A 23,886-nucleotide genomic window follows, 5' to 3' on the forward strand; every position below is an offset into this window, starting at 1 on the left:
GCGATTTTGGTATCGCTCAATTGAATGCGTTCAAATTTAGATATATGGATTAAATCGACTCAAAGTTAGCTTGATGTTTATGCATGAAACTAGTGATTTTATAGTGTCGCGGCTTATACCAGCTTTGTTCAATGCTTTTAAGATTATAGCTACCAATGGTCAGGCTCTGTTTGGCGCGGGTAATGGCGACATATAACAAGCGCTTTTGTTCTTTATACAGCTGATGACCTTCATTTTGATGGAGCTGTGATTCACTATTTTGTTTTTTGACGACCATATAGCCAGGGAAATTTTGATGGGTTAAGTCTGGCAAAATGACATGATCAAACTCAAGCCCTTTGGAGCGATGAATCGTACTGACAATTAGTTGATCATTTGGAGTGATGAGATCAGACTCTTTTGCGGTTTGATAGAAGGGAATCGCTTCATCAAAATATTGATACGGGTTATGAATATGCTCAAAATGATAATTTGCATGGTTGAGCAGTTTGACTCGAAGTTGTTCAATACTTGTATCTATATGCGCTTCATAAAGCTGAGGATTAAATGCTTGCATATAGTGTGTATAAAGCTTAAATAGTTGCTGAATTTTAAAATTACCATTACGCCGTATACTATATTGTGCCAAATTCCAGAGCGGGCTAAAGTTTTGGTTAAATACGTTTAAGCATTTTTCAGCTTGTGCGATATAAGCACTTAGCGCTGTTTCATTCTGTTGAATTTTAGCCAGTAAGGGGTTTAATAGTGCGCGACCTGCTTTTACATCATCTAAGGCATTGTGGCTGTTTTCGCCGTCTAATTTAAAATGTGCCAATAAATGCCCAAGTTTATAGCTGTCTAAATTTGGAAACAGCTGGCGCGTCAGTTCTAGCGTACAAAATTTATGTTGGCTAAAAAATATGTCTGATAATTCGGGTGCATAACGCTTTAAATTCTCAGTCAGCATGGCCTGATCAAACTTTAAATTATGAGCAATCAGTGCTTTGTCATGACTAAATTGCATAAATGTATGTAGCTGTTGTTTGGCATCTAAACCATGTTTTGCCAGTACAGACGCATCAATCCCATGAATTTTATAACTTTCGCTTAAGTCCTGATCCGATAGGCAATATAAATTAAGCTCTTGATCTTGCGTAACAGCTGCAATTTGAACAATATCATTTAGGGCGAGATCAAGCCCGGTGGTTTCTGTATCAAAATAGGCAAAGCTGTTGTTTTGTATATGTTGGATTAAACACTGCTGTTGATGCTGATAGCAGTCGCTAATGTTAATGAAATTATTGAGCCAACAACCATGCTCGCGTAGTTCATGAACCAACTGAATAGTAGCAAATTGTGCTTCAGTCTCTTTTAAATGTGTAGGTTTATAGTGCTGAATATTGCCAAAGCGCCACAACAGACGCGCCCAGGCCAAACGATTTTCAGGGTCTTTTAATGCACTCACAAAGGCCATAAAGTCTAAATAAAACTCACGGCTTAACAAATCATTTTGTGCAACAAAAAAATGCCTTAACTCTTGCTGATTGAGTTGATCTGAAAAGGCATCGGCTTGACGATTGGTCGACAGCAAAACGGCGGTAGATTCATCTTTTTGGTTGAGCATGTGAATATGACGAATGAGGTCGGCTGTATGTTCAGTATCAAATTCACGGTGCAAGTGCAGTAAGGCACGTGGATGTGCTTTTTTGTGGGCACGTGCTGTGATTTTATAGGTTGAATCTAGGCTAGATGCCATGTACTGATTAGACAGTTGAACGAGATTGTCTGGACTACGGTAGTTTTCTTCCAATACATGTACATTTTGCCCTAAGCGCTCTTGGGTTAATTCTACAGATGCACCTTGAAAACGATAAATCGATTGATTGACATCACCTAAAATTAAAATATGGGCATCTTTGGCAGTGAGATGGTCGACCAAAAGCCAATGCAAAGGCGAGAGGTCTTGTACTTCATCAATTTGAATCCATCCATAGCGTTTGGCCTTAGGCTGATTTTGTAGCACGAGCGCATCTATTATAAGGTCATCATAATCATAAAAATGATAGTGTTTTTTGAGTGCTTGATAAGCCTCATTAAAATATACCGCCAAGACAAATGCATATTTAACGCAGTGATCAGGAATGTTCTGATCAAGGGTACGTAAGCGGCTTCGAATATAACTTTTCTGTTCAGGTTTTAAAAAATGCCGTGCTTCAGAGATTAAGGGCAAACATAAATTGCGAATCGCTTCCATATTCCATAGAGCGTATGGATCTTCATTTTTAAAAATACTGTAATGGCAGTAGTTGAGTGCTTGAGGATCAAAGCCATCGAGTGCATTTGCTTTAAGCTCATAGCGGGTTAAACAATGTTGTAACTGAACCAAAACCTCATGATGTGGCTGAATGAGTAATGCATTTAATTGTTCTAAGGCTTGGCGTATGAGGCGTTTTTGCAGTTCTTCATTGATTAAGTCACGATGCTGGCTGTCATAGTGCTTCATTAATAATTTGAAGCAAAAGGCATGTAGATTGCCAATAAACAATTGTGGAAAATTTTTAGCCAAGCGAGCAGTGACTTTCTCTCGCATATTTAAGCCTGCACGGTTGGTAAAAGTCAGACATAAAATATCATCGGCTTTTACATTACGCGCTAGAGCTTGCACAATACGCTCGGTGAGGACTTCAGTTTTACCACTTCCTGCAGGGGCTAAACATGCATGATAGCCTTCGCGCAGTTGAATAACTTTGAGCTGATCTGCATTAAACTGAAGCATCATAAAAGACCCAAACGCTAAAACTACAATGTCGATAGCACAAGCTTATGATTTTAAGTGGAATCAGTCTATAAAACTTAAGAAAAATAAGGCATTTTAATCGTCATGATGTAACGGATATTTGGGCTATACCTATTCAAAAATAGTAGGTGAATAGTTGCAGTATAATTCGAATGTGACTTAGCGATTCTTTTGTTGCTGATTGCGAAAATCGAAATACTGTTTCAGTCTATGATTGGCTTTATCGCGTAATTTTTTCTTAATATACAACACAAGTGCAAAGCTAGTTGTAGTAAGCGTTAAGAACATGCTATTCATAAAGCTCATTGCAGAGCTGACATAGCCAATCGTCGTGAGGCGATTCATCATACGGTACACTTGTGGGCTACTTTCGACGCCTGTGATTGCCCATGTGCACAAATGCTCACAGTTATTGGTAATGAGGTGATAATGGTTTTCGTGCATACGTGAACGCATACGGCGAACAACTCGACGACCAGTAAACTTAGGTTGGCTATAGTGCTGAACGTCGATATGTTTGCCACGGCTAAATTCATCAATTGAAGTGATTTCAATGGGATGCTTTTTAAATAGATGCGCGAATCCAGAGTAATGAATTACTCTGCCACGACCTGCGTAAATGCCGTGATGACTATAACCAAAATGTTTGACGATTAAATGTGCCCCTAAAGGAAACCGTCTGCTCTGCTGATGCATGTCTACGTTCGCCAATAAAGTTACAAGTGTATTGTTAGGCTTTTAGTCTACTTCTTTTTTGTGAATTAATCGACTCTTTAGGCTAGACTTTGTTTGAGCATTTGACAGGTGAACAGCATGTATAAACCGACGCTATGGTATGGCCTTGTGTTGAGTTGGGTCGGCATAAGTATGGCGCTACAAGCAGATGCTGATATAGAGCAGTGGCGTGTGTCTGAACCTATTCAGGCAGATGTTGTGAAAGTCAAAAATTTTAAAGCCCTCAGCTTACATTTGTATCAGAGCAATGGTGAGCCTTATGCGACTTTAACGCATTTGGCTAAGCGAATGCGTCAAGCATGTCAGCCCTTAAGTTTTGCAATGAATGCAGGAATGTTTCACAGCGATTATTCGGCAGTTGGATTATATGTTGAAGATGGCCAGCAACTTCAAGCCTTAAACAGAGCCACGCAGGGCTATGGTAACTTTCTGATTCAGCCGAATGGGGTGTTGGCTTGGAATGATCAGGAAGTTCGTTTACAGAGCACTGCGGAATATGCAAAAAATACTTTTAATCCACGTTATGCAACGCAGTCAGGCCCAATGTTGGTCCATCAAGGGCAGATCAATCCTAATTTTTTAAAAGATGCCAGCTCATATAAAATTCGAAATGGTGTCGGATTGAAAAATCAGCAGTTATATTTTGTAATTAGTAACCAGCCTGTGACTTTCTATCAGTTTGCAACTTTCTTTAAGGAAGCACTGGGCGTTGATGATGCATTATATTTAGATGGGTCATTATCTAGTGCTTATATTCCTGCATTGAACAGACATGATGCATGGAGGCGATTGGGGCCAATGTTGGCTTATAGCGAATTTGAGCCATGCAATAAGGTGTTTGTAGACTCAAACTAAAGAAATTTATGTACATGGAAGCAAAGTATCGAAGTTCGAAGATTTACTTTGAGAATTGCAGGTTGGTGGCTATTCTTTCATTAAATTAAGAAAACTACTTTGTCGGCTACAGTATTCGATTGCTTCTTGTTTATTCATGGCTGTGACTTGCTCTTTAAACTGTTGTTTACGTGTTTTAATTTGAAGATCAGACATTTGCATCTGCTTGGATATTTTTTCGATGTTAGTCCAATAGTTTTGGCATTCTTCGGGTAGTCGTTGGCATCCAGTCAGTATAAAACTGAGGCTTCCGAGTAACATCAATAGATTGAGTTTCATTGTAAATATCCCTGATTTATTAGAATTTTTCATTATTAGGCATCATCATAACAAAAAGATGAAAAAAATGATAAACAAAGCAGTCATTTAGCAAGGAAAGCACAAGCATTTAAGTTTGAGTTGCCAAAAATGCAGGTATTAAAAAAGGCATTTCATGGGGATGAAATGCCTTTTTGTACAATCTACAATTTAGTACAATGGTAGATGTTGTAGCTCATTGAGCTCTTTACGACTATAGCCACGAGAAGCTAGAACTTTCTTTATGCCAAGAATGACATCTTCATCGGTTGCTTTTGCAAGCGCTTCTAGAAGTTGTTCATTAGATTTGCATGAGCAATCATTTTCAACGCAAGCAATTTGGTTTTTATGCCCGTTTTCCTGTTCAGTTGAGAACAATTTTTGCCAAAAACTCATAGAGCCTTCATTAACGACCTTCGATAGAACGAAATATAGTCAATCTGTAAAATAATACAAGTCTACCAAAGTGATAAAAGCACCAGTTGAACTCTAGATTTTCCGATTAATCTAATGAACATGAACGAAATAAAGAAAGTATAGGGGGCTTGTATATTTTAACTTGCTTATTTTTAAGTAATAAAAAAGAGCTTAATGTTAAGCTCTTTGGGTAATGTTTTGATGACATGAAATAATTTGTTTAAATCTTTTCGAGCAAAACACCAGATTCAACATGATGCGTATAAGGGAATTGATCGAACATTGCGAATTTTGTCACTTTGTGAGTTTTTGACAAAGTTTTTAAATTGTCATGTAAAGTGTCTAGATTACATGAAATATAAATAATGCGTTCGAAGCGTTGAATCAGTTTTAATGTTTCATCATCAATACCCGCACGTGGTGGATCAACAAAAACTGTGTCGAAGTCATAAGTTGAAAGATCAATATTGGCTTCTTGTAAGCGACGGAATTCACGTTCGCCATTATAGGCTTGTGTAAAGTCTTCGGCAGATAAACGTGCAACTTGGATGTTGTCTACGCCATTTTGCTCGATATTCCACTGTGCTGCATATACAGATGATTTTGCTAATTCGGTTGCTAATACGCGGTTAAAGCGCGAAGCCAAAGGCAGGGTAAAGTTACCATTACCACAGTAAAGCTCAAGTAGGTCTTTATCGGACTGCTGAGCAACATTACATGCCCATTCCAACATTTTTTGACAAACCTTGGCATTTGGCTGCGTAAAGCTATTTTCAATTTGTTTGTATTTATATTGGCGATCGAATACTTGTAATTCTTCTACGACAAATTCATTTTCTAAAACAAACTTTTGACCACGGCAACGGCCAATCAGTTGAATGTTCAATTCTTTAGCCAAAGCTTTGGCAGCCACTTCCCATTCTGGCTCAAGCTTACGATGGTAAAGCAAAGATACCAGCATTTCGCCACTGAGCGTTGCGAGGAAATCGACTTGGAATAAACGTGCAGATAACATTGGATCTGCTTCCAATGCAGTAAGTAACTTCGGCATTAAGTCATTAATGCTTTGATCTGCAATAGGGAACTCTTTAATCTCTACAACTTTTTTCTTGTCATCTTCAGTACGTTCAAACATTGCATAGAACATACCGCCTTCTTTACGATGCCAAATACGGAATTCTGCACGCATACGAAAGTTTTGCTCAGGCGAGTCAAAAACTTCTAATGAAGGAGGATTAAATTCGGCAAATTGCGCTGAAATACGCTCAACTTTTGCATCAAGTTGTTGCTGATAAGAAGAAGTCATATACAGAAAAAATCACATGTATGTTCAAAACAGGGATGGTAACAAAGTTTGAACTTGAAGAGTCAAATTATTCTAAAAATGTTGTAAGAAACTCACTACTTTAGGATTTAACTGAATAAAAAAACCGAAGCTGTACGTATACAACTTCGGCGATCCTTGCTCTGAGGAAGCGTGGATAAGTTAACTCATGGTCATGAGGCTCGCATTACCACCAGCAGCTGCGGTATTAATACTAATTGCACGCTCAATGACAAATCGCTCGAGTGGAATGTCATATTGACCCGGTTCTAAACGAGTAATACCAATAATTGCACCATCACGGTTGGCGATATGTTGTTGTAGGCTTAGTAGTTCGTTCTTTGTTCCGTGGAGTAGCACCGCATCAAATTGTCCATTTTGGATGTCTCTAACAACGGCAATACGATTTGCTACAGCCTTTGGCATACTAGATAAGTACTTTAATATAAAAGTATTATCTGGAAGTACAGCAGGTTGGCATCCGACTTTAAATAGCGCAAGTAACTGTTGGATCTGATCCTGTTCTTGAGCTGCTATTGTTAGTACACGATGTCTAGGTAGTACCACATATTGGTTACTTTCACCCGTAGGACCTTGTAGTTCATAACTATGGCCTACACAAAAGGCAGCAGGAGTCTGAAGTTTAAATTGAGGGAAGGTTTTTTCTGCCCAAAGTTTAAATGCATCGTACAGTTCTTGCTGATTTGGCAAACTTTCAGCTGAGCCAACCGCGTATGGTGTTGCCAACTGTTTTTGGCTGCACTGTTGCATTAGTCGGTACACATAAATTGGACCACCAGCTTTTGGGCCAGTTCCAGAAAGACCTTCGCCACCGAAAGGTTGTACACCTACGACTGCACCCACAATATTACGGTTAATGTAAAGGTTTCCGACTTCTGCATGTGAAATGACGGTTTGAATCGTTTCATCAATACGAGTGTGTAAGCCCATGGTGAGGCCATAACCTTTAGCATTAATTTGCGTGAGTAGTTGATCAAGTTCGCCGTATTTGTACGTAATAACGTGTAATACAGGACCAAAAACTTCGCGTTTTAAATCATCGAGATTTGGAAGCTCAATTAGGGTAGGTGGTACAAAAGTGCCTTGCTGTAAATCCGTCTCGTCATTATTACGCATGATTTGATGAACTTTATGACCTTTGGTACGCATATTAGCAATATGCTGATCAATAATACCTTTTGCTTCACGATCAATCACAGGGCCAATATCTGTACTTAAGAGATAAGGTTGACCCACTTGAAGCTGTTTCATTGCACCTTTTAACATGGTGATCACAGTTTCAGCATTGTCTTCTTGTACACACAGTACACGAAGTGCAGAACAGCGTTGACCCGCACTGTCGTAAGCAGAATTCACCACATCTAACACAACTTGTTCGGTCAGTGCAGATGAATCGACGATCATGGCATTTTGGCCACCTGTTTCTGCAATTAACGGAACGGATTGGCCAGTTAGGCTTAAACGCTGAGCAACAGTTTTTTGTAAAATACGTGCGACTTCTGTTGAACCTGTGAACATGATGCCATTAATTCGTGCATCTGCACTTAACTTCGCACCGACAGTTTCACCGCGGCCAGGTAACAGTTGTAATACGGCTTTAGGTACACCAGCATCCCATAAAATTTGCACGGCTTGTGTTGCAATCAATGGGGTTTGTTCGGCAGGTTTTGCTATAACGGTATTACCTGTAACTAAGGCCGCTGCGATTTGACCACTGAAAATTGCCAGTGGGAAGTTCCACGGGCTAATACACAAGACTGTACCTAATGGTTCAATCTGTGTTGCAGGTTCAAGGTTCACCATTTGTGCTGCATAGTAACGCAAGAAATCTACAGCTTCACGTACTTCTGCAATGGCATTGGCATAGGTTTTACCACTTTCACGGCACAGTAAAACCATTAATGGCTGTAGCTGCGCTTCCATGCTGTCGGCTGCACGTTGTAAACATGCCGCGCGTTCATTTTTCGCTAAGTTTTTCCAAGCATCTTGAGCGGCAGTTGCAGAACTTAGTGCAATATCGACTTGTTCTAAGCTGGCTTCTGTTACATGACCAACTAAATCTAGATGATTTGCAGGATTTAAGATCGGAAGTGCAGTGCTTTCAGTTTCTGAATGTAAGTTTTCACCCATTGGTAATGCTTGCCATTCAACTTTACTAAGTTCTTGGGCTGTTAAATCGAGCGCCAATAAATCACGGTCATTGGCTAAGTCTAAGCCAGTAGAGTTGTTTCGCTTAGTACCATACAGATGAATTGGGTAAGGAATTGAAGGGTGCTTTAAGCCAGCTTGGCCTTCAAGTTTCGCTGAGTGTTCAATGGTTTGACGTGGATTTTCAATCAAATCATCAATTTTTAAAGTTTTGTCTGCAATTCGATTCACGAAAGAGGTATTTGCGCCATTTTCTAACAGGCGACGAACTAGGTACGCGAGTAGAGTTTCGTGGTTGCCAACAGGTGCATAAATACGGCAAGGAACACCCAGTTTATGGTCTTTTTTATCACCAACAACTTGTTTGTAGAGTGGTTCACCCATGCCATGTAAGCATTGGAATTCATATTGACCCACATAATATTTCGCAGGATCTGCCAATTGGTAGATTGTTGCTAAAGTTTGCGCATTATGGGTGGCAAATTGTGGGTAAATTTGATCAGGAGCTGCCAAAAGTTTACGTGCACAAGCAATATAAGACAAATCGGTATGTACTTTACGGGTAAATACAGGGTATTCATCCATACCATCAATTTGTGCTTTTTTAATTTCGCTGTCCCAATAAGCACCTTTAACCAAACGAATCATTAAGCGTTTATGGCTACGTTTGGCAAGATCAATGACATAGTCAACGACATAGAAACAGCGTTTTTGGTAGGCTTGAATCACAAAACCAATGCCTTTCCAATTGTTCAGCTTTGGTTCGAAGCAAAGGCGTTCAAGCATTTGTAATGAAATTTCTAAACGCTCTGTTTCTTCAGCATCAATATTTAAGCCAATGTCGTATTCTTTAGCCAATACAGCAAGGTTTAAAACTTTGGCATACAGTTCATCTTGTACACGGGCAATTTGCGAACGTTGGTAGCGTGGGTGTAATGCTGAAAGCTTAATGGAGATACCTGGGCCGTCATACACATTTTTATCTGCTGATGCTTTGCCAATGGCGTGAATGGCATTGGTGTAATCATCATAGTAGCGTTCTGCATCATGATCGGTTAGGGCTGCTTCACCGAGCATGTCGTATGAATATCGGAAACCCTTATCTTCAAGTGTTTCTGCATTTTTTAAGGCTTCATTAATGGTTTCACCTGTAACAAATTGCTCACCCATCATGCGCATTGCAACGTCAACAGCTTTACGAATGACGCCACGGCCACTACGTGCCAAAAGACTGGTCAGCATACCTGAGAGGCTATTGGCTTTTGGTGTTTCCATAAGCTTACCAGTAAGCATGAGCCCCCAAGCAGCAGCGTTCACAAACATCAAGTTACTTTGCCCAAGGTGATCTTTCCAGTTACCTTGGTTAATTTTGTCTTTAATTAACAAGTCACGTGTTGCTTTGTCTGGAATACGCAAAAGTGCTTCTGCAAGGCACATGAGTGCAATACCTTCTTGTGAAGATAAGGAAAACTCTTGTAATAAGCCTTGTACAATGCCTGCTTTACCAGACTCGCCTTTGTGCTCACGTAAACTATGGGCCAAATCAAAAGCCAGTTGATAAATTCGATCTGAAAGTTCTTGATCAATTTGGCTATGTGCCAATAAATTTTCAACACATTCACTTTCTGAGCGACGCCAAGCGTCGTTGATTTCAAGCTCAAATTCCGATTTTGAAGTGAAGTGAGTAATATAACCAGTTTGAGAATGATCAGTACTGATAGGAGAAGTTGCGTCTAACATTTTAGTCAACATCCTGTGACATAGAAAATTAAATTGAGTATTGGACTGGATTTAATTTATGATCACAGAAAATATGCAGCACAACTCACTATATTTGGTGTCATTTTTAGGGAATTATTCAGATGACAAACCCAATTATGCTATTAGACCGTACAGACATCAGAATATTGGATATTCTGCAAAAAGATGGTCGAATATCAAATATTAAATTGGCTGAAGCAGTCAACCTTTCACCTACAGCCGCTTTGGCTCGTGTGCAAAAGCTCACCAAAGATGGTTATATCTTGGGCTATGAGGCAAAGCTTAATTCGGACATGCTCAACAAAAGTTTTGTGGTGTTTGTAGAAATTTTACTCGATAAAACCACGCCTAATGCTTTGGAAGAGTTTTCCGATGCCGTGATTCATTATTCAGAAATTGTCGAATGCCACATGATTAGCGGTGGTTTTGATTTCGTAGTGAAAATACGCTGTGCCAATATGGAAGAGTTTCGAAAAATATCAGGGCAGGTGCTTTGGCAACTTCCAGGAGTTAAAGAAACTCGAAGCTATCCTGTGATGGAAGTGATTAAAGAAACCAGCCAAATTAGTATCAAACAACCTGTTAAAAAATCTTAATTTCATAATTTACAGTGAACAAAAAAGGGGCCGAAGCCCCTAAATTTGTATCGGTTTTTATTTTCCAGCTTTTAACTCTTGCATTTCTTTTTCATACAAATCATTGGCTTGATCGAAACGAGCGGTAACGTCTTTCGATGGTGCTTTGCTGAGTAAACTAAATACAATGATACTGATAGTTGCCAAGATAAATCCTGGAATAATTTCGTAAATGCCTGTCGCGGCCATCGTGTTTTTCCACACAATTACCGTTACCGCACCTACAACCATACCTGCAATTGCACCGTTTATAGTCATACGTCGCCAGAACAAAGACAAAATAATAAGTGGACCAAAAGCTGCACCAAACCCAGCCCAAGCATAAGCGACTAAGCCTAAAACCTTACTATTTGGGTTAAGCGCAAGTAAAATTGCAAGAATTGCAATGGCAATGACCATTAGACGGCCGACCCAAACCAATTCATTTTGAGAGGCATTTTTGCGGATGAAGGCTTTATAAATATCTTCTGTTAGGGTGCTTGAGCACACTAAAAGTTGGCAACTTAATGTACTCATTACGGCAGCTAAAATGGCAGCCAAAATCACGCCTGCAACCCACGGGTTAAACAAGATTTTAGTTAATTCCATGAAAATAGTTTCAGGGTTTGCAGTGACCATTGCGGACAGCGCAGGATTTGCATGGAAGTAAGCAATCCCGATATAGCCTACTGCGACTGCACCACCTAAGCAAAGAATCATCCATGTCATACCAATGCGACGTGCCGCAGGAATAGATTTTACTGAGTCAGCCGCCATAAAGCGTACTAAAATATGCGGTTGGCCAAAGTAACCTAAGCCCCATGCCATAGAAGATAAAATAGCAACAGTACTTAAATCTGAAATTAAATTATTCGCATGTGGACGCACAGATTCTACAATTGCACCAACATGTGCTGCATTATCACCAATGGCTATGTAAGTCATAATTGGTGCAAGAAGTAATGCAAAAATCATTAGGCCTGCTTGGAAGGTATCGGTCCAACTAATGGCAAGAAATCCACCAATACAGACATAACTAATCGTTGCGATAGCACCAATCCAAAGAGCAGTAGTGTAGTTCCAGCCAAATAAGCTTTCAAATAGACGGGCGCCAGCAACCATGCCTGAAGCACAGTAAATTGCAAAAAAGATTAAAATAACAACGGCTGAAATAATCCGCAGTACTTTTTTTGAATCGCCAAAACGACTAGTGAAATAATCAGGTAGGGTGAGTGCATTATGCTGAACTTCGGTGTGTACGCGTAGACGACCTGCCACCAAAAGCCAGTTTAGCCAAGCCCCAATAATAAGACCAATCGCAATCCATGCCTCGGATAAACCAGATAAGTAAATTGCACCAGGTAAACCCATTAAGAGCCAGCCACTCATATCTGAAGCACCAGCTGAAAGTGCGGTAACGACACTACCTAGGCTTCGTCCACCTAAAATATAATCGTCAAAGTTGGTTGTAGCCTTATATGCATACAATCCAATGCCAATCATTGCCATGATATAAAACATAAACGTGATTAGCGTAGGGTTTAGTTGGCTCATAGCTATGCCATCCTTTGTCTGTTCAATTAACCATCTTTCCTAAGATGAATTTTTGCTCGATATCACCGAGGTGCTGATTCAAACACAATTTAAAATTTACGCTCTGTTACATTTCGGTGAGTTTTATTATAACTTTGTGAAACTTATTGTAATTTTGGTTACAAAGTGAATAAAGGTGAATTTTTTTATTTTGATGCGTCACTCGTGTTATTTTGGGTTTAAATCTGCCGATTTTTGTGAGCTGATTTTTTATCAATTGGCTATATTTTTGAAAATAAAGGCAAAGGTTTTAGAGGGATGAGAATTAATTTACATAACTTTACATAGATTACCTAAAACAAACAATTGTAATAATATGTTTCATAATGAAGTAAAACGTCTGTGGTTTAACTAAGCCATCCTTATAGTATGGAAATTGCACACTTTTAGTGCATTTCATAAAGAGTATTTATTGTGGCAATGGTTCAGGTAGTTAAAACAAGAATAGAGCACGATTTGTTGGGACAAAAAGAAGTTTCAGCAGAAAGCTACTATGGTATTCATACATTAAGAGCGCTGGAAAACTTCCAGATCTCTTCTAGCAAAGTCGGTGAAAATCTCCCTTTCATTCGTGCTTTGGCGCAAGTGAAAAAAGCATCCGCACAAACCAACTTTAAATTTTCCAAAATCAGTCATGAGCTGAGTGAAGCAATTCAATTCGCATGTGATCAATTGATTGAACAACCTGCGCAGTGGAGCGCGTCATTTCCACTAGATGTCTATCAAGGTGGCGCAGGCACTTCAATTAATATGAATTGCAACGAAGTCATTGCAAACATTGCCTTGGAAAAATGTGGTTTTAACAAAGGTGAATATGCACATATCCACCCGAATGATCATGTGAATAAATCGCAATCTACCAATGATGTCTATCCGACAGCTTTGCGTTTGGCTGTTTTTTATCAGTTAGAACAATTATTGGCAGTGTTACAGCAAATTGTTGCGAGTATTCAAGCCAAGGCAAAAGAGTTCCAATATGTGGTGAAAATGGGGCGTACACAATTGCAAGATGCTGTTCCAATGACTTTGGGGCAAGAATTTCGTGCTTTTGCGACTTTATTAAAAGAGGATATGAAGTTAATTAATAATACCCGTCAGTTATTGTTAGAAATTAATTTGGGTGCTACTGCTATTGGTACAGGGGTAAATACGCCTAAAGGCTATGCGCATGAAACAGTGCAAGCGCTTAAAAAGATTACTGGTTTGCCTCTAGTTGGGGCAGAAGATTATGTTGAAGCAACCAGTGACTGCGGTGTATTTATTATATTGTCGAGTACATTAAAGCGTTTGGCAGTTAAGCTTTCAAAAATTTGTAATGATTTACGCCTACTCAGTTCTGGACCACGTACAGGTCTTGCAGAAATTCGGTTGCCTGAGCTACAAGCCGGCTCGTCTATTATGCCTGCAAAAATTAATCCTGTGATTCCAGAAGTTGTGAATCAAATTGCTTTTAAAGTCATTGGCAATGATTTGGCTGTCACTATGGCGGCTGAAGCGGGTCAGTTGCAGTTAAATGTTATGGAGCCTGTGATTGCTGTATCTATGAATGAATCGATTGATTTGCTATGCCGTGCAATTGAAACCTTAGATACGAAGTGTATTCAAGGGATTCAAGCGAATGAGCAGGCTTGTTATGATGCAGTCATGCGCAGTGTGGGTATCGTTACTTTATTAGACCCTATTTTGGGGCATGCTAAATGTGATGAAATTGGTAAGCAATGTATTGCAGAAAATAAAACCATTCAGCAAGTGGTACTGGAGCGTAATTTACTTAGCCAAGCACAATTGGATGAAATTTTTGCATTTAGCAATTTAGTGTCCGAAGTGGAATCTGGCCTCATTGATTTAGCTGCAGTTTCTTAATACTGCTATATGCTATATATAGTAGTAATAGAAAATGTATGGTATCACTTTAGCTATTGAATAGCGCTCTTTCAAAAATCAAAAAAAGATTTATGAAAGAGGTTTAAAATTTATCAGGCCATCACTTTAAATATGTATGAAGTGGTGGCTTTTTGCATCCTTATTTTATACGCGTCTGCATCATTGGGTAAGTATAATTGTACTCGGCCACGTGTTTAATGAAAATTTGGTTATTTTCTCGGCTTTTACTGAAGAGATTGTCAGGATAAGGTCACGCGAATAGCTAAAACATTTTAGAATATCCAAAATGTCATTCTTGGACAAACCAATATGTTGAATAAACTCACTGCCTTGTTTAAAAGCTCTGAGCCTACGGCAGAGCAACTTTTTAAAGAACAGCATCAAATACAATACGATGAAACACAGGGATATATAGTTGCGGGCGTGGTGTTGAATGAAGTGCTATCAGCAAGATTAAATTACTTTTCTAATCGTCGCGTGAGTTCATTTAATGATTTGGCGGCCGTCTACAATGCAGGCATGATTATTAATGAAAAAATTGACTTAGAAATTGCCCGTCAGAATTTTAATACTGAGCTCGGGAACACTGCCAAAAACTTGCAGGAATTTAAACAATTAATACGAGTACTTAGTGAATACTATCGTAACTTTTTACGCGAGCATAATAAAAAGGGTCGCTAAGATAAAGCGGACTTATATTCAGTTGTAAAGGCATGTAAAGCAATGCGATAAAACACATCATGTTGAAATGCATCGTGTTAAAATAACAGCCATGTTGTTTAGACGCTAAAGCTATATACATGTTCCAACAAGAAATTACTCAACTTAATTTAAAACAGCTTAAAGCAGGCGAAAAGCGCTGGATTGGCAATTTGCAGGGCTCTGCGACGGGTCTGCTTTTTAAAGAAATCGCACAACAGAATAATAAGCAACTGTTTGTTATTGTTGCGCGTAATAATCAGCATTTGGGGCAGTTGGAAAGCGAGCTTGAATTCTATGGCATAAAACCAACGATTTTCCCAGATTGGGAAATTCTCCCTTATGATCGCTTGTCGCCACATCAAGATATTGTTTCAGAGCGTTTAGCAATATTGTCCAATATGCCAAATTCTGGGGTGCTATTAATTTCAGCATCCACCTTGGCGCAGCGAGTTGCACCAAGCTCTTGGGTTTTAGGCGAACATTTTGATATTCAAGTCGGTCAAAAATTTGACTTAGAAAAACAAAAAACACGCTTAGTTCAAGCAGGCTATCACTTGGTCGATACGGTTTATGATCATGGTGAGTTTGCTGTGCGTGGCAGTATTATGGATATTTATGCGTCTGGGCAAAACTCCCCAATTCGTATTGATTTATTTGATGATGAGGTCGATACACTCAAATTCTTTGATCCAGAAACTCAGCGCACCACAGAAACTTTAAAAAACTTTACTGTACTTCCTGCAAAAGAATTTCCATTAAAAGAAGGTCGTGCTGTATTTCGTGATCGTTATGCAGAACAATTTCCAACGGCTAATCCTAAGAAGAATGCAATCTATCAAGATGTGTTGGACGGGATCGCATCACCAGGGCTTGAGTTTTATTTTCCTTTATTTTTTAGTGCAGAAGCGATTCAGACACAATCTAGTCTAACATCGTACTTACCAAAGAATGGCATTGTCATTACAGATTCGCATTTGGATGATGGCTTAATCCAATTTTGGACTGAAGTACAACGTCGTTATGAAGATCGTCGACATAATGTAGATCAACCCATTTTAGCGCCAGAGCATCTCTTTTTATCGCCTAACCAAGTGTTTGAGCAACTCAACCATTTTGGTCGTGTCATTGCTTCGCAAGATGTGTTTGATGACAAAGCTGGTGTGGTCAATATTATTGCAGAAGCTCCCCCGCGTTTAGCTGTAGATCCAAAACGTGAAAAGCCTTTTACGGAAGTTAAAAATTATATTGACCATGCCAATCATCCTGTTTTATTGGTGGCAGAAAGTGCAGGCCGACGTGAAACTTTAAAGGATGCGCTACGTCCAAGTCTTGGCAATATTCCAACTGTAGAAGGCTTTGAAGATTTTGTGACATCGATGCATGCTGTCGCAATAACCAATGCACCTTTGGAACGCGGTTTATTGCTGACAGATAAGCTCAGTGTGATTTCGGAAAATCAGCTGTATGAGCATCGCGTTGTACAACGCCGACGTAAACGCCAGCAAGAAGTTTCTGAAGAGTTTTTAATTCGTAGCTTAACTGAGCTGAATATTGGTGCGCCTGTTGTACATATTGATCATGGTGTTGGACGTTATGCAGGGCTGGTTACACTGAGTATTGATAATCAAGACCATGAATTTTTGCAGCTTGATTATGCCGATGCGGCCAAAGTGTATGTGCCCGTAACTAACTTGCATTTGATCAGCCGTTATAGTGGTGGTGACCCAGATTTGGCGCCATTACATAAGCTGGGAACGGATACGTGGAGCAAAGCAAAACGTAAAGCATTAGAGCAAATACATGATGTAGCTGCCGAGTTACTCCATATTCAAGCACGTCGCCAAGCTAAGCCTGGTTTTGGATTTGAGTTGGATCACAGTATGTATATGCAGTTTGCCAGTGGTTTTGCTTATGAAGAAACACTCGATCAGGCCAATGCAATTGAGGCAACCTTACACGACATGCAACTGGCAAAACCTATGGATCGATTGGTCTGTGGTGACGTTGGTTTTGGTAAAACTGAAGTGGCGATGCGGGCAGCTTTTGTTGCGGTCCAAAATAATAAACAAGTTGCGGTACTAGTTCCGACTACATTGCTCGCTCAACAGCATTATGAGTCATTCAAAGACCGTTTTGCAGATTGGCCTGTGCGAATAGAAGTATTGTCGCGTTTTGGTTCATCCAAAACACATACTAAAACTATAGAAGACTTAGCCGAAGGCAAAGTTGATATTGTGATTGGTACGCATAAAATTTTGCAAGAAAATGTGCAATTCCAGCAATTGGGTCTCATGATTGTGGATGAAGAGCACCGTTTTGGGGTGCGCGATAAAGAGCGCATCAAAGCAATGCGTGCAGATGTAGACATGCTGACTCTGACTGCTACGCCAATTCCTAGAACGCTGAATATGGCATTTAGTGGTATGCGTGATTTATCTATTATTGCGACGCCGCCTGCTCGACGTTTAGCGGTAAAAACTTTTGTGCAAGACCATACAGATGATGCAATTAAAGAAGCGATTTTGCGTGAATTGCTACGCGGTGGTCAGGTGTATTTTCTGCATAATGAAGTGGATACGATTGAACGCTGTGCAGAGACGATTCGTAATTTGGTTCCTGAAGCGCGTGTTGCAGTTGCACATGGTCAAATGCGTGAGCGTGAATTGGAGCAGGTCATGCAACAGTTCTATCATAAAGAATATAACGTATTAGTGTGCTCAACCATTATTGAGACAGGTATTGATGTTCCAAATGCCAATACGATTTTAATTGAACGTGCAGACAAGCTGGGTTTAGCCCAATTACACCAATTACGTGGCCGTGTAGGTCGTTCGCATCATCAAGCTTATGCTTATTTAATGGTGCCTTCGATTAAAGGCCTTAAGGGAGATGCTGAAAAGCGTTTAGATGCCATTAGTCGTGCCGCTAATTTAGGTGCGGGCTTTATGCTGGCCACTGAGGATTTGGAAATCCGTGGTGCAGGTGAATTATTGGGCGAACAGCAGAGTGGTTCAATGCAAGCCATAGGTTATAGCTTGTATATGGAAATGCTAGAAAAAGCGACCAAAGCCATTCAAAAAGGTAAGACCCCCAACTTTGATGCACCGTTATCACTTACTGCTGAAATTTCCCTACACATGCCAGCACTTATACCGGATGAATATTTAGGTGATGTCCATCAGCGCTTATTGTTTTATAAGCGTATTAGTAACACCGACTCTCGTGAAAAACTGGATAATATTCGTATGGAGTTGATTGATCGTTTTGGTCTTCCACCTCAGCCAGTCAAGCAACTATTTGCAGTACATCAAGTTCGTTTGAAAGCAGAGCAGTTAGGTATTACCAAAATTGATATTGGTGGACATGGCGGGCATATTGAGTTTGCGCCTGATACGCCTGTACAAGCGATGAGCATTATTCAAATGATGCAAAAGCATCCGACTTTCTTCCGTATGGAAGGTGGGCAACGCTTAAAAGTGATGGTGATGTTAGAGGAATTTGAAAAGCGCATCCAGTTTATAAACGATTTACTGGACAGTTTGTTGAAAGAGCTAAATTGATCACAGATACATTAAAATATTTATATGAATATTCTTCAAAAAATGCGAGTATGATATTTGTATGTACAAAGAAATACTTGATTTTTTGGAGAAATTTATTAAAGTTAAAAATGTGACTTGCTTCAAAGCAAATCAAAGTTATTTGTACTGAAACACATAGCCTATAATTTTCACACCCAATAGGATGTGATAGTATTAGCCATCATTCTAATTTTTGCATCATTTATAAAGATATGTTTAGTTTACATCCACAACTTGCTCAAGATACGTTTTATGTAGGCGACTTTCCACTGTCAACATGTCGTTTGATGAATGATATGCAATTTCCGTGGTTAATTCTTATACCGCGTGTTCCAGGCATCACAGAATTATATGAGCTGAGCCAAGCAGACCAGGAACAATTCCTACGAGAATCAAGCTGGTTGTCTAGCCAGTTATCTCGCGTATTTCGCGCAGATAAAATGAACGTGGCCGCATTAGGTAATATGGTTCCACAACTACATTTCCATCATGTTGTACGTTACCAAAATGATGTGGCATGGCCTAAACCAGTTTGGGGCACACCAGCTGTACCTTACAGCAATGAAGTACTTGCTCACATGCGTCAAACCCTAATGTTGGCATTGCGTGGTCAAGGTGATATGCCATTTGATTGGCGTATGGATTGAACACCACATTTCTAAATTAAGGAAAATGTGGCTATCTATGTCCGCAAGGAGTAACTGAGTGGCATTGTTAGACGAATGGATTAATAAAGAACCAAGACAGTTCGAGTATCTACATCGCTTGATGGGATACTTGATGCTGTCATTGGTGACCATTGTCTATCATTACACTCAACCCGATACGCATTATCAAATTTACATTCCGTTTTTCTTACTTGTTGTACTTTTAATTACGCCAAAATTTTCGCATTGGTTGATTTATCGTTTTAACAATAAAGTTAAGCGGAATGTGCTTTTTATCATCGATATTATTATTATTTCGGTGATGTTATCGGCAGTACATCTTAATTTGGTGCTGTCATTTTTAGCGCTTTTTGCACTACTATATACAGCAATAAATAACAAAATTTCCTTTTTGATGGTGTCTTTGGCCAGTCTGATTGGGATTTCAGTTTTCTATTTATGCACCATCTTTATATTTGATTTTCACGAGTACTTTGACAACACCAGTAGTGAACTGACGGTCGTTGGTTTCTTATGTTTGATTACTTATTTTGGCGTGGGAAGTTATTACCAAATGTCCCAAGTTCAATATATGGCCAACAAAAAGAATCATTATTATGATCAGATGAACCGCTATATGGAGTTTGCGAATCAGCTCAGTCGTTATGCGCCAGTACAACTGTGGCAATCGATTATGAAAGGCGAGTCTGAAGCTAAAATTGAATATAAGCGTAAGAAAATGACCATTTTCTTTTCGGATATTCAAGGCTTTACTGAACTATCAGAAACACTGATCCCAGATGATTTAGCCTTCTTGCTCAACGATTATTTAAGTCACATGACTGAAATTGCGAAGCAATATGAAGCAACTGTCGATAAGTTCATGGGTGATGCAATTCTCATCTTCTTTGGTGATCCACACAGTCAAGGTGTGGAGCAAGATGCCAAAGTATGTTTGGAAATGGCGATGGTTATGCGTCAGCAAATGAAATTGCTTCGTGAACGCTGGATCAAAATGGGTTATCCGCCGTTGCATATCCGCATGGGTATTTCTACAGGTTATTGCCACGTAGGGAACTATGGTGCAGCACATCGTATGGCTTATACGATTGTCGGGCGTGATGCAAACTTAGCGGCGCGTTTACAAAGTGCAGCAGAAGTCGATGAAATTTTAATTTCTGACGATACGCATAAGCTGATTAAAAATGATTATCTCTGTGCACCTAAAGCGCCAATTTACTTGAAAGGGATTCAAGGTCCGGTACGGACATGGCAGGTGATGGAGCGTTATACTTCGCAGAAAGTGGATTATCAACGCTGGTTTGATTATGAATATAAAGGCTTCCATTTACTGTTAAATTTAGATGAAGTACAAAATTTTGAGTATCCTGAGCTCATTCATGTACTTGAAAAAATGATTAAGCGAATTCAAACACAACAAAAAATGACAAACTCAGAAGGGATTGTGAAACTCAATCTTGAAGACGAAGTGATTGAAAAAATAGAAACCCATAGTTGAAAGGTGTGAGTTCACTGAGCTCATTTCGTCTGAAATCACACAATAAATAAGTAGATTCTTAAACTAAAAAAGACCGCTTTTGCGGTCTTTTTTATGCGATTCTGAAGTGACTAAGTTATCGATAACTTAGTGATTTTCAGATGCGTGGTTAATGGTGTATTTCGGAATTTCAACTTCCAAATCATCATTTTCAATTTTAACTTGGCAAGATAGGCGTGAATCTGGCTCTAAGCCCCAAGCGCGGTCGAGCAAGTCAGCTTCAATGTCATCCATTTCTTCAAGCCCATCAAAGCCTTTACGAACAACAACATGGCAAGTTGTACATGCTTTAGACATATCGCAAGCATGTTCAATTTTAATGCCATTGTCTAAAAGGCTTTGGCATAGGTTTGCATTTGACTCAACTTCAAACTCAGCGCCATTTGGGCAAATTGTTGCATGAGGCAATACTTTAATACGTGGCATAGTCTTAACCTGTAAATTAATTTGAGTTTGACCAGTCGTCGAGCTTTGTACCTTTAAGCGCAGTATCAATATGTTGATTCATACGTGCAGCCGCAAAGGCATCACTATGTATTTTAAGCTGTTCTACGGCGTGTTCAATAGCTTGAATCTCATTTGATTCAAGTTGTGTTTCTAATGCTTGTTTTGCGAGTAGGAGCGCATCTAAGTCAGGAGTAGCTAACAGCTGTTGATCTACTTTAAGTGCTTGAGTAAGTGCTTCTAATTCGCGTTGTGCTTCAATCTTAGTTTCATGCAAATGGCGCAGATGCTTATCTTCTTCAGCAAACTTGAAACCATCAAGAAGTAGACGCTCTGTATCTGTATCGGATAAACCATAAGATGGCTTGATATCAATTTGAGCGTGTACACCCGATGTAGTTTCTTTGGCAGAAACCGTGAGTAGGCCATCTGCATCCACTTGGAAAGTCACTTCAATGCGTGCTTGACCTGCAGTCATTGGTGGAATACCACGAAGCACAAAGCGCCCTAAGCTACGGCAATGCTCGACCAAATCACGTTCACCTTGTAATACATGAATCAACATGGCGGTTTGGCCATCTTGATAGGTCGTAAATTCTTGGCGACGTGCAACAGGAATGGCAGTATTACGAGAAATTAAACGTTCTACCAAACCACCCATGGTTTCTAGACCAAGTGAAAGAGGGGTTACATCTAATAGTAAAGAGCCATCTTTGGTGTTACCAATCAACTGATTGGCAGTAATCGATGCACCAATTGCTACAACTTCATCTGGGTTGATGGTACATAGCGGTTCTTTTTGGAACAGATTACGTACGGCATCTTGTACAGCGTATGAACGAGTTGAACCACCCACCAATACCACACTGTGAATATCGTCAAGTTCTAGTTTGGCATCGCGTAATACGCGTTTACAAACACTCATCGTTTTATCGAGCGCAACTTGAATGATGCTTTCAAAGTTAGCACGGTCAAGTAGAAGTTTTTGTTCGAGTAATTGCAGTTCTGCTGATGGTGCGTCAGTGAGTGCTTCTTTTGCTTTGCGTGCTGCAACAACAAAATGTGCGTATTCTGCATCATCAAGTGTATCAATATTTAGCTGTTTTTTTGCCCATTTAACAATCAAGCGGTCTAAGTCATCACCACCAAGGGCTGTGTGACCACCTGTTGCAAGTACTTCAAATACACCTTGAGAAAAACGTAAAATTGAAACGTCGAACGTACCACCACCTAAGTCATAAATGACATAGTTTTGGTCTTGCGCAAGGTTTGATTCTTGATCTAGGCCATAAGCGACAGCGGCTGCTGTGGGTTCGTTAAGTAAGCGTAATACATTGAGGCCTGCAAGTTGTGCTGCATCACGTGTTGCTTGACGTTGTGCTTCATCAAAATAAGCTGGAACAGTAATTACTGCGCCATTAATTGGATTTTGTAAACTTGCTTCAGCACGGTCTTTAAGTTGTTTTAAAATTTCTGCCGAAATTTCAACAGGGGTTTTACGACCTTGTGCTGTTTCAAATGCAGGCATTTGATTGTCTTCACCCACCAATGCATAAGGGTGTTGAAATTTAATATCCGCTTTTGAACGCCCCATAAAGCGTTTTACAGAGACAATCGTATTTTTAGGATCTGTCGTTAAGTATGCTTTGGCGTCATCACCATAAACTGTTGAATCTGTAGCATAGTGAACAATAGACGGAAGTAACACGCGACTGTGTTCGTCTTGTAGCACTTTTGCTTTACCTGAAAGTACAGAGGCAACGAGAGAATGCGTTGTGCCTAAATCAATACCAATTGCAATACGGTGTTCATGCGGTGCACTTGATTGACCAGGTTCTGCAATTTGCAAGAGAGCCATGTGTTACATCCTTTGAACGTTAAATATAAAAAAATTAAAAATCATCATCTAAATCAAAACTGTCATCATCTAAGAAGCGATCATCAGCTCTTTCGATATCAGCCATGACTTTTTGGAAAAAGCGCAACTTACGAACAGTATCGCGAGCTTCGCCCCAATCTTCATCGGCGTAGTCAATTTTGAATTCGCGAACTAAACCATCCATCCATTGTTGTACTTCAACACGTAAAGATTTTAGATCTTCTGAGCCTTGCGCATTGTCCAGTTGCTCACGAATTTCCATTGCATCTTGTAAAAACTCAAAATCACTGATGGATTGATCAAGATGATAGTCTTGTTTTTTTAGGCTGAGTAAATACGCTGCGCGACTATCTACTTGAGATAAGACTTTATAAGCTTGGTTGATTTCACTAGATTGAATCAATGCTTGGTCTTTATCTTCGGCTTTGTCTGGATGGAATTGTTGCTGCAAACTCAGGAATTGCGCTTTTAAAGCTGCTAAATCGATATCGAGTGCTGCGGGCAGATTGAACAGCTCAAAATGATTCATGGGAGATGTATTCCGCGATTGATGTGCAAAAAAATGTTGCATTAAATGCAATTAAAACAGTGATTTTACACTGTTTTAATGC

General features: G+C 39.7%; 17 protein-coding genes. 7 read left to right on the forward strand and 10 right to left on the reverse strand.

Annotated features, from left to right (window positions below; all coding sequences use genetic code 11):
* Nucleotides 1–49: 49 nt before the first annotated feature.
* Both DYI81_RS03070 and DYI81_RS03075 read right to left on the reverse strand, forming a co-directional pair.
* A complete protein-coding gene (locus tag DYI81_RS03070) occupies nucleotides 50–2,758 on the reverse strand; it encodes a 3'-5' exonuclease (protein ID WP_117006675.1) in 2,709 nt (902 codons plus the stop codon).
* A gap of 177 nt (nucleotides 2,759–2,935) precedes the next feature.
* Nucleotides 2,936–3,472 (reverse strand): lecithin retinol acyltransferase family protein, encoded by a 537-nt coding sequence (locus DYI81_RS03075; protein WP_106984787.1) that lies wholly within the window; start codon nucleotides 3,470–3,472, stop codon nucleotides 2,936–2,938.
* 117 nt (nucleotides 3,473–3,589) lie between these two features.
* Here DYI81_RS03075 and DYI81_RS03080 point away from each other — a divergent pair, with 117 nt between their 5' ends.
* The gene (locus DYI81_RS03080) at nucleotides 3,590–4,366 is read left to right on the forward strand and encodes a phosphodiester glycosidase family protein (protein ID WP_117006676.1); all 777 of its coding nucleotides are present in this window, start codon (nucleotides 3,590–3,592) and stop codon (nucleotides 4,364–4,366) included.
* Nucleotides 4,367–4,435: 69 nt separating this feature from the next.
* On the opposite strand, the gene DYI81_RS03085 is transcribed toward DYI81_RS03080, so the two are convergent.
* The 4 genes from DYI81_RS03085 to putA all read right to left on the reverse strand — a co-directional run bounded on the left by DYI81_RS03085 (nucleotide 4,436) and on the right by putA (nucleotide 10,352).
* Nucleotides 4,436–4,684, reverse strand: a complete 249-nt coding sequence (locus tag DYI81_RS03085; RefSeq protein WP_147316026.1) for a hypothetical protein — start codon at nucleotides 4,682–4,684, stop codon at nucleotides 4,436–4,438.
* 189 nt (nucleotides 4,685–4,873) lie between these two features.
* The gene (locus DYI81_RS03090; protein ID WP_117006678.1) at nucleotides 4,874–5,098 is read right to left on the reverse strand and encodes a hypothetical protein; all 225 of its coding nucleotides are present in this window, start codon (nucleotides 5,096–5,098) and stop codon (nucleotides 4,874–4,876) included.
* Between the two features lie 241 nt (nucleotides 5,099–5,339).
* Nucleotides 5,340–6,425: a tRNA (uridine(54)-C5)-methyltransferase TrmA gene (gene trmA, locus DYI81_RS03095; protein WP_117006679.1), complete on the reverse strand. Its 1,086-nt coding sequence runs from the start codon at nucleotides 6,423–6,425 to the stop codon at nucleotides 5,340–5,342.
* A gap of 180 nt (nucleotides 6,426–6,605) precedes the next feature.
* Nucleotides 6,606–10,352, reverse strand: coding sequence for a trifunctional transcriptional regulator/proline dehydrogenase/L-glutamate gamma-semialdehyde dehydrogenase (putA, locus tag DYI81_RS03100; protein ID WP_117006680.1), 3,747 nt, complete (start codon nucleotides 10,350–10,352; stop codon nucleotides 6,606–6,608).
* Nucleotides 10,353–10,474: 122 nt separating this feature from the next.
* Between putA and DYI81_RS03105 the strand changes: the two genes are divergently transcribed.
* A complete protein-coding gene (locus tag DYI81_RS03105) occupies nucleotides 10,475–10,969 on the forward strand; it encodes a winged helix-turn-helix transcriptional regulator (protein WP_106984781.1) in 495 nt (164 codons plus the stop codon).
* A 57-nt stretch (nucleotides 10,970–11,026) separates the two neighbouring features.
* On the opposite strand, the gene putP is transcribed toward DYI81_RS03105, so the two are convergent.
* Nucleotides 11,027–12,541 carry a sodium/proline symporter PutP gene (gene putP, locus DYI81_RS03110; protein WP_117006681.1) on the reverse strand — a complete coding sequence of 505 codons (1,515 nt, stop codon included), beginning with the start codon at nucleotides 12,539–12,541 and terminating at the stop codon, nucleotides 11,027–11,029.
* A 459-nt stretch (nucleotides 12,542–13,000) separates the two neighbouring features.
* On the opposite strand from putP, the gene aspA reads away from it, so the two are divergent.
* From aspA to DYI81_RS03135, 5 genes are all read left to right on the forward strand, one after another.
* Nucleotides 13,001–14,443, forward strand: coding sequence for an aspartate ammonia-lyase (gene aspA / locus DYI81_RS03115; protein WP_106984779.1), 1,443 nt, complete (start codon nucleotides 13,001–13,003; stop codon nucleotides 14,441–14,443).
* A 330-nt stretch (nucleotides 14,444–14,773) separates the two neighbouring features.
* On the forward strand, nucleotides 14,774–15,145 hold the full coding sequence (locus DYI81_RS03120) for a hypothetical protein (RefSeq protein ID WP_106984778.1): 372 nt from the start codon (nucleotides 14,774–14,776) through the stop codon (nucleotides 15,143–15,145).
* A 119-nt stretch (nucleotides 15,146–15,264) separates the two neighbouring features.
* Nucleotides 15,265–18,726, forward strand: a complete 3,462-nt coding sequence (gene mfd / locus DYI81_RS03125; RefSeq protein WP_117006682.1) for a transcription-repair coupling factor — start codon at nucleotides 15,265–15,267, stop codon at nucleotides 18,724–18,726.
* Nucleotides 18,727–18,959: 233 nt separating this feature from the next.
* Complete coding sequence (locus DYI81_RS03130; protein WP_106984776.1) at nucleotides 18,960–19,394, forward strand: HIT family protein; 435 nt, start codon at nucleotides 18,960–18,962, stop codon at nucleotides 19,392–19,394.
* A gap of 121 nt (nucleotides 19,395–19,515) precedes the next feature.
* Nucleotides 19,516–20,913 (forward strand): adenylate/guanylate cyclase domain-containing protein, encoded by a 1,398-nt coding sequence (locus tag DYI81_RS03135; protein WP_117006759.1) that lies wholly within the window; start codon nucleotides 19,516–19,518, stop codon nucleotides 20,911–20,913.
* 126 nt (nucleotides 20,914–21,039) lie between these two features.
* Here DYI81_RS03135 and fdx read toward each other — a convergent pair whose 3' ends face one another.
* From fdx to hscB, 3 genes are read right to left on the reverse strand one after another with little or no spacing between them, the layout of a single operon-like run.
* The gene (gene fdx / locus DYI81_RS03140; RefSeq protein WP_106984775.1) at nucleotides 21,040–21,378 is read right to left on the reverse strand and encodes an ISC system 2Fe-2S type ferredoxin; all 339 of its coding nucleotides are present in this window, start codon (nucleotides 21,376–21,378) and stop codon (nucleotides 21,040–21,042) included.
* 16 nt (nucleotides 21,379–21,394) lie between these two features.
* Entirely contained in the window at nucleotides 21,395–23,254 is a 1,860-nt protein-coding gene (gene hscA / locus DYI81_RS03145) for a Fe-S protein assembly chaperone HscA (protein WP_106984774.1), read from the reverse strand.
* 34 nt (nucleotides 23,255–23,288) lie between these two features.
* The gene (gene hscB / locus DYI81_RS03150) at nucleotides 23,289–23,804 is read right to left on the reverse strand and encodes a Fe-S protein assembly co-chaperone HscB (protein WP_117006683.1); all 516 of its coding nucleotides are present in this window, start codon (nucleotides 23,802–23,804) and stop codon (nucleotides 23,289–23,291) included.
* Nucleotides 23,805–23,886 lie beyond the last annotated feature (82 nt).

It is taken from the genome of Acinetobacter sp. SWAC5, from assembly GCF_003419885.1.
In the GTDB taxonomy this organism is placed as follows: domain Bacteria; phylum Pseudomonadota; class Gammaproteobacteria; order Pseudomonadales; family Moraxellaceae; genus Acinetobacter; species Acinetobacter cumulans.

Coding starts and splice junctions, on each gene's coding strand:
- DYI81_RS03070 (WP_117006675.1), bottom strand. CDS start 2,758: ATGATGCTTCAGTTTAATGCAGATCAGCTCAAAGTTATTCAACTGCGC.
- DYI81_RS03075 (WP_106984787.1), bottom strand. CDS start 3,472: ATGCATCAGCAGAGCAGACGGTTTCCTTTAGGGGCACATTTAATCGTC.
- DYI81_RS03080 (WP_117006676.1), top strand. CDS start 3,590: ATGTATAAACCGACGCTATGGTATGGCCTTGTGTTGAGTTGGGTCGGC.
- DYI81_RS03085 (WP_147316026.1), bottom strand. CDS start 4,684: ATGAAACTCAATCTATTGATGTTACTCGGAAGCCTCAGTTTTATACTG.
- DYI81_RS03090 (WP_117006678.1), bottom strand. CDS start 5,098: ATGAGTTTTTGGCAAAAATTGTTCTCAACTGAACAGGAAAACGGGCAT.
- trmA (WP_117006679.1), bottom strand. CDS start 6,425: ATGACTTCTTCTTATCAGCAACAACTTGATGCAAAAGTTGAGCGTATT.
- putA (WP_117006680.1), bottom strand. CDS start 10,352: ATGTTAGACGCAACTTCTCCTATCAGTACTGATCATTCTCAAACTGGT.
- DYI81_RS03105 (WP_106984781.1), top strand. CDS start 10,475: ATGACAAACCCAATTATGCTATTAGACCGTACAGACATCAGAATATTG.
- putP (WP_117006681.1), bottom strand. CDS start 12,541: ATGAGCCAACTAAACCCTACGCTAATCACGTTTATGTTTTATATCATG.
- aspA (WP_106984779.1), top strand. CDS start 13,001: ATGGTTCAGGTAGTTAAAACAAGAATAGAGCACGATTTGTTGGGACAA.
- DYI81_RS03120 (WP_106984778.1), top strand. CDS start 14,774: ATGTTGAATAAACTCACTGCCTTGTTTAAAAGCTCTGAGCCTACGGCA.
- mfd (WP_117006682.1), top strand. CDS start 15,265: ATGTTCCAACAAGAAATTACTCAACTTAATTTAAAACAGCTTAAAGCA.
- DYI81_RS03130 (WP_106984776.1), top strand. CDS start 18,960: ATGTTTAGTTTACATCCACAACTTGCTCAAGATACGTTTTATGTAGGC.
- DYI81_RS03135 (WP_117006759.1), top strand. CDS start 19,516: ATGGGATACTTGATGCTGTCATTGGTGACCATTGTCTATCATTACACT.
- fdx (WP_106984775.1), bottom strand. CDS start 21,378: ATGCCACGTATTAAAGTATTGCCTCATGCAACAATTTGCCCAAATGGC.
- hscA (WP_106984774.1), bottom strand. CDS start 23,254: ATGGCTCTCTTGCAAATTGCAGAACCTGGTCAATCAAGTGCACCGCAT.
- hscB (WP_117006683.1), bottom strand. CDS start 23,804: ATGAATCATTTTGAGCTGTTCAATCTGCCCGCAGCACTCGATATCGAT.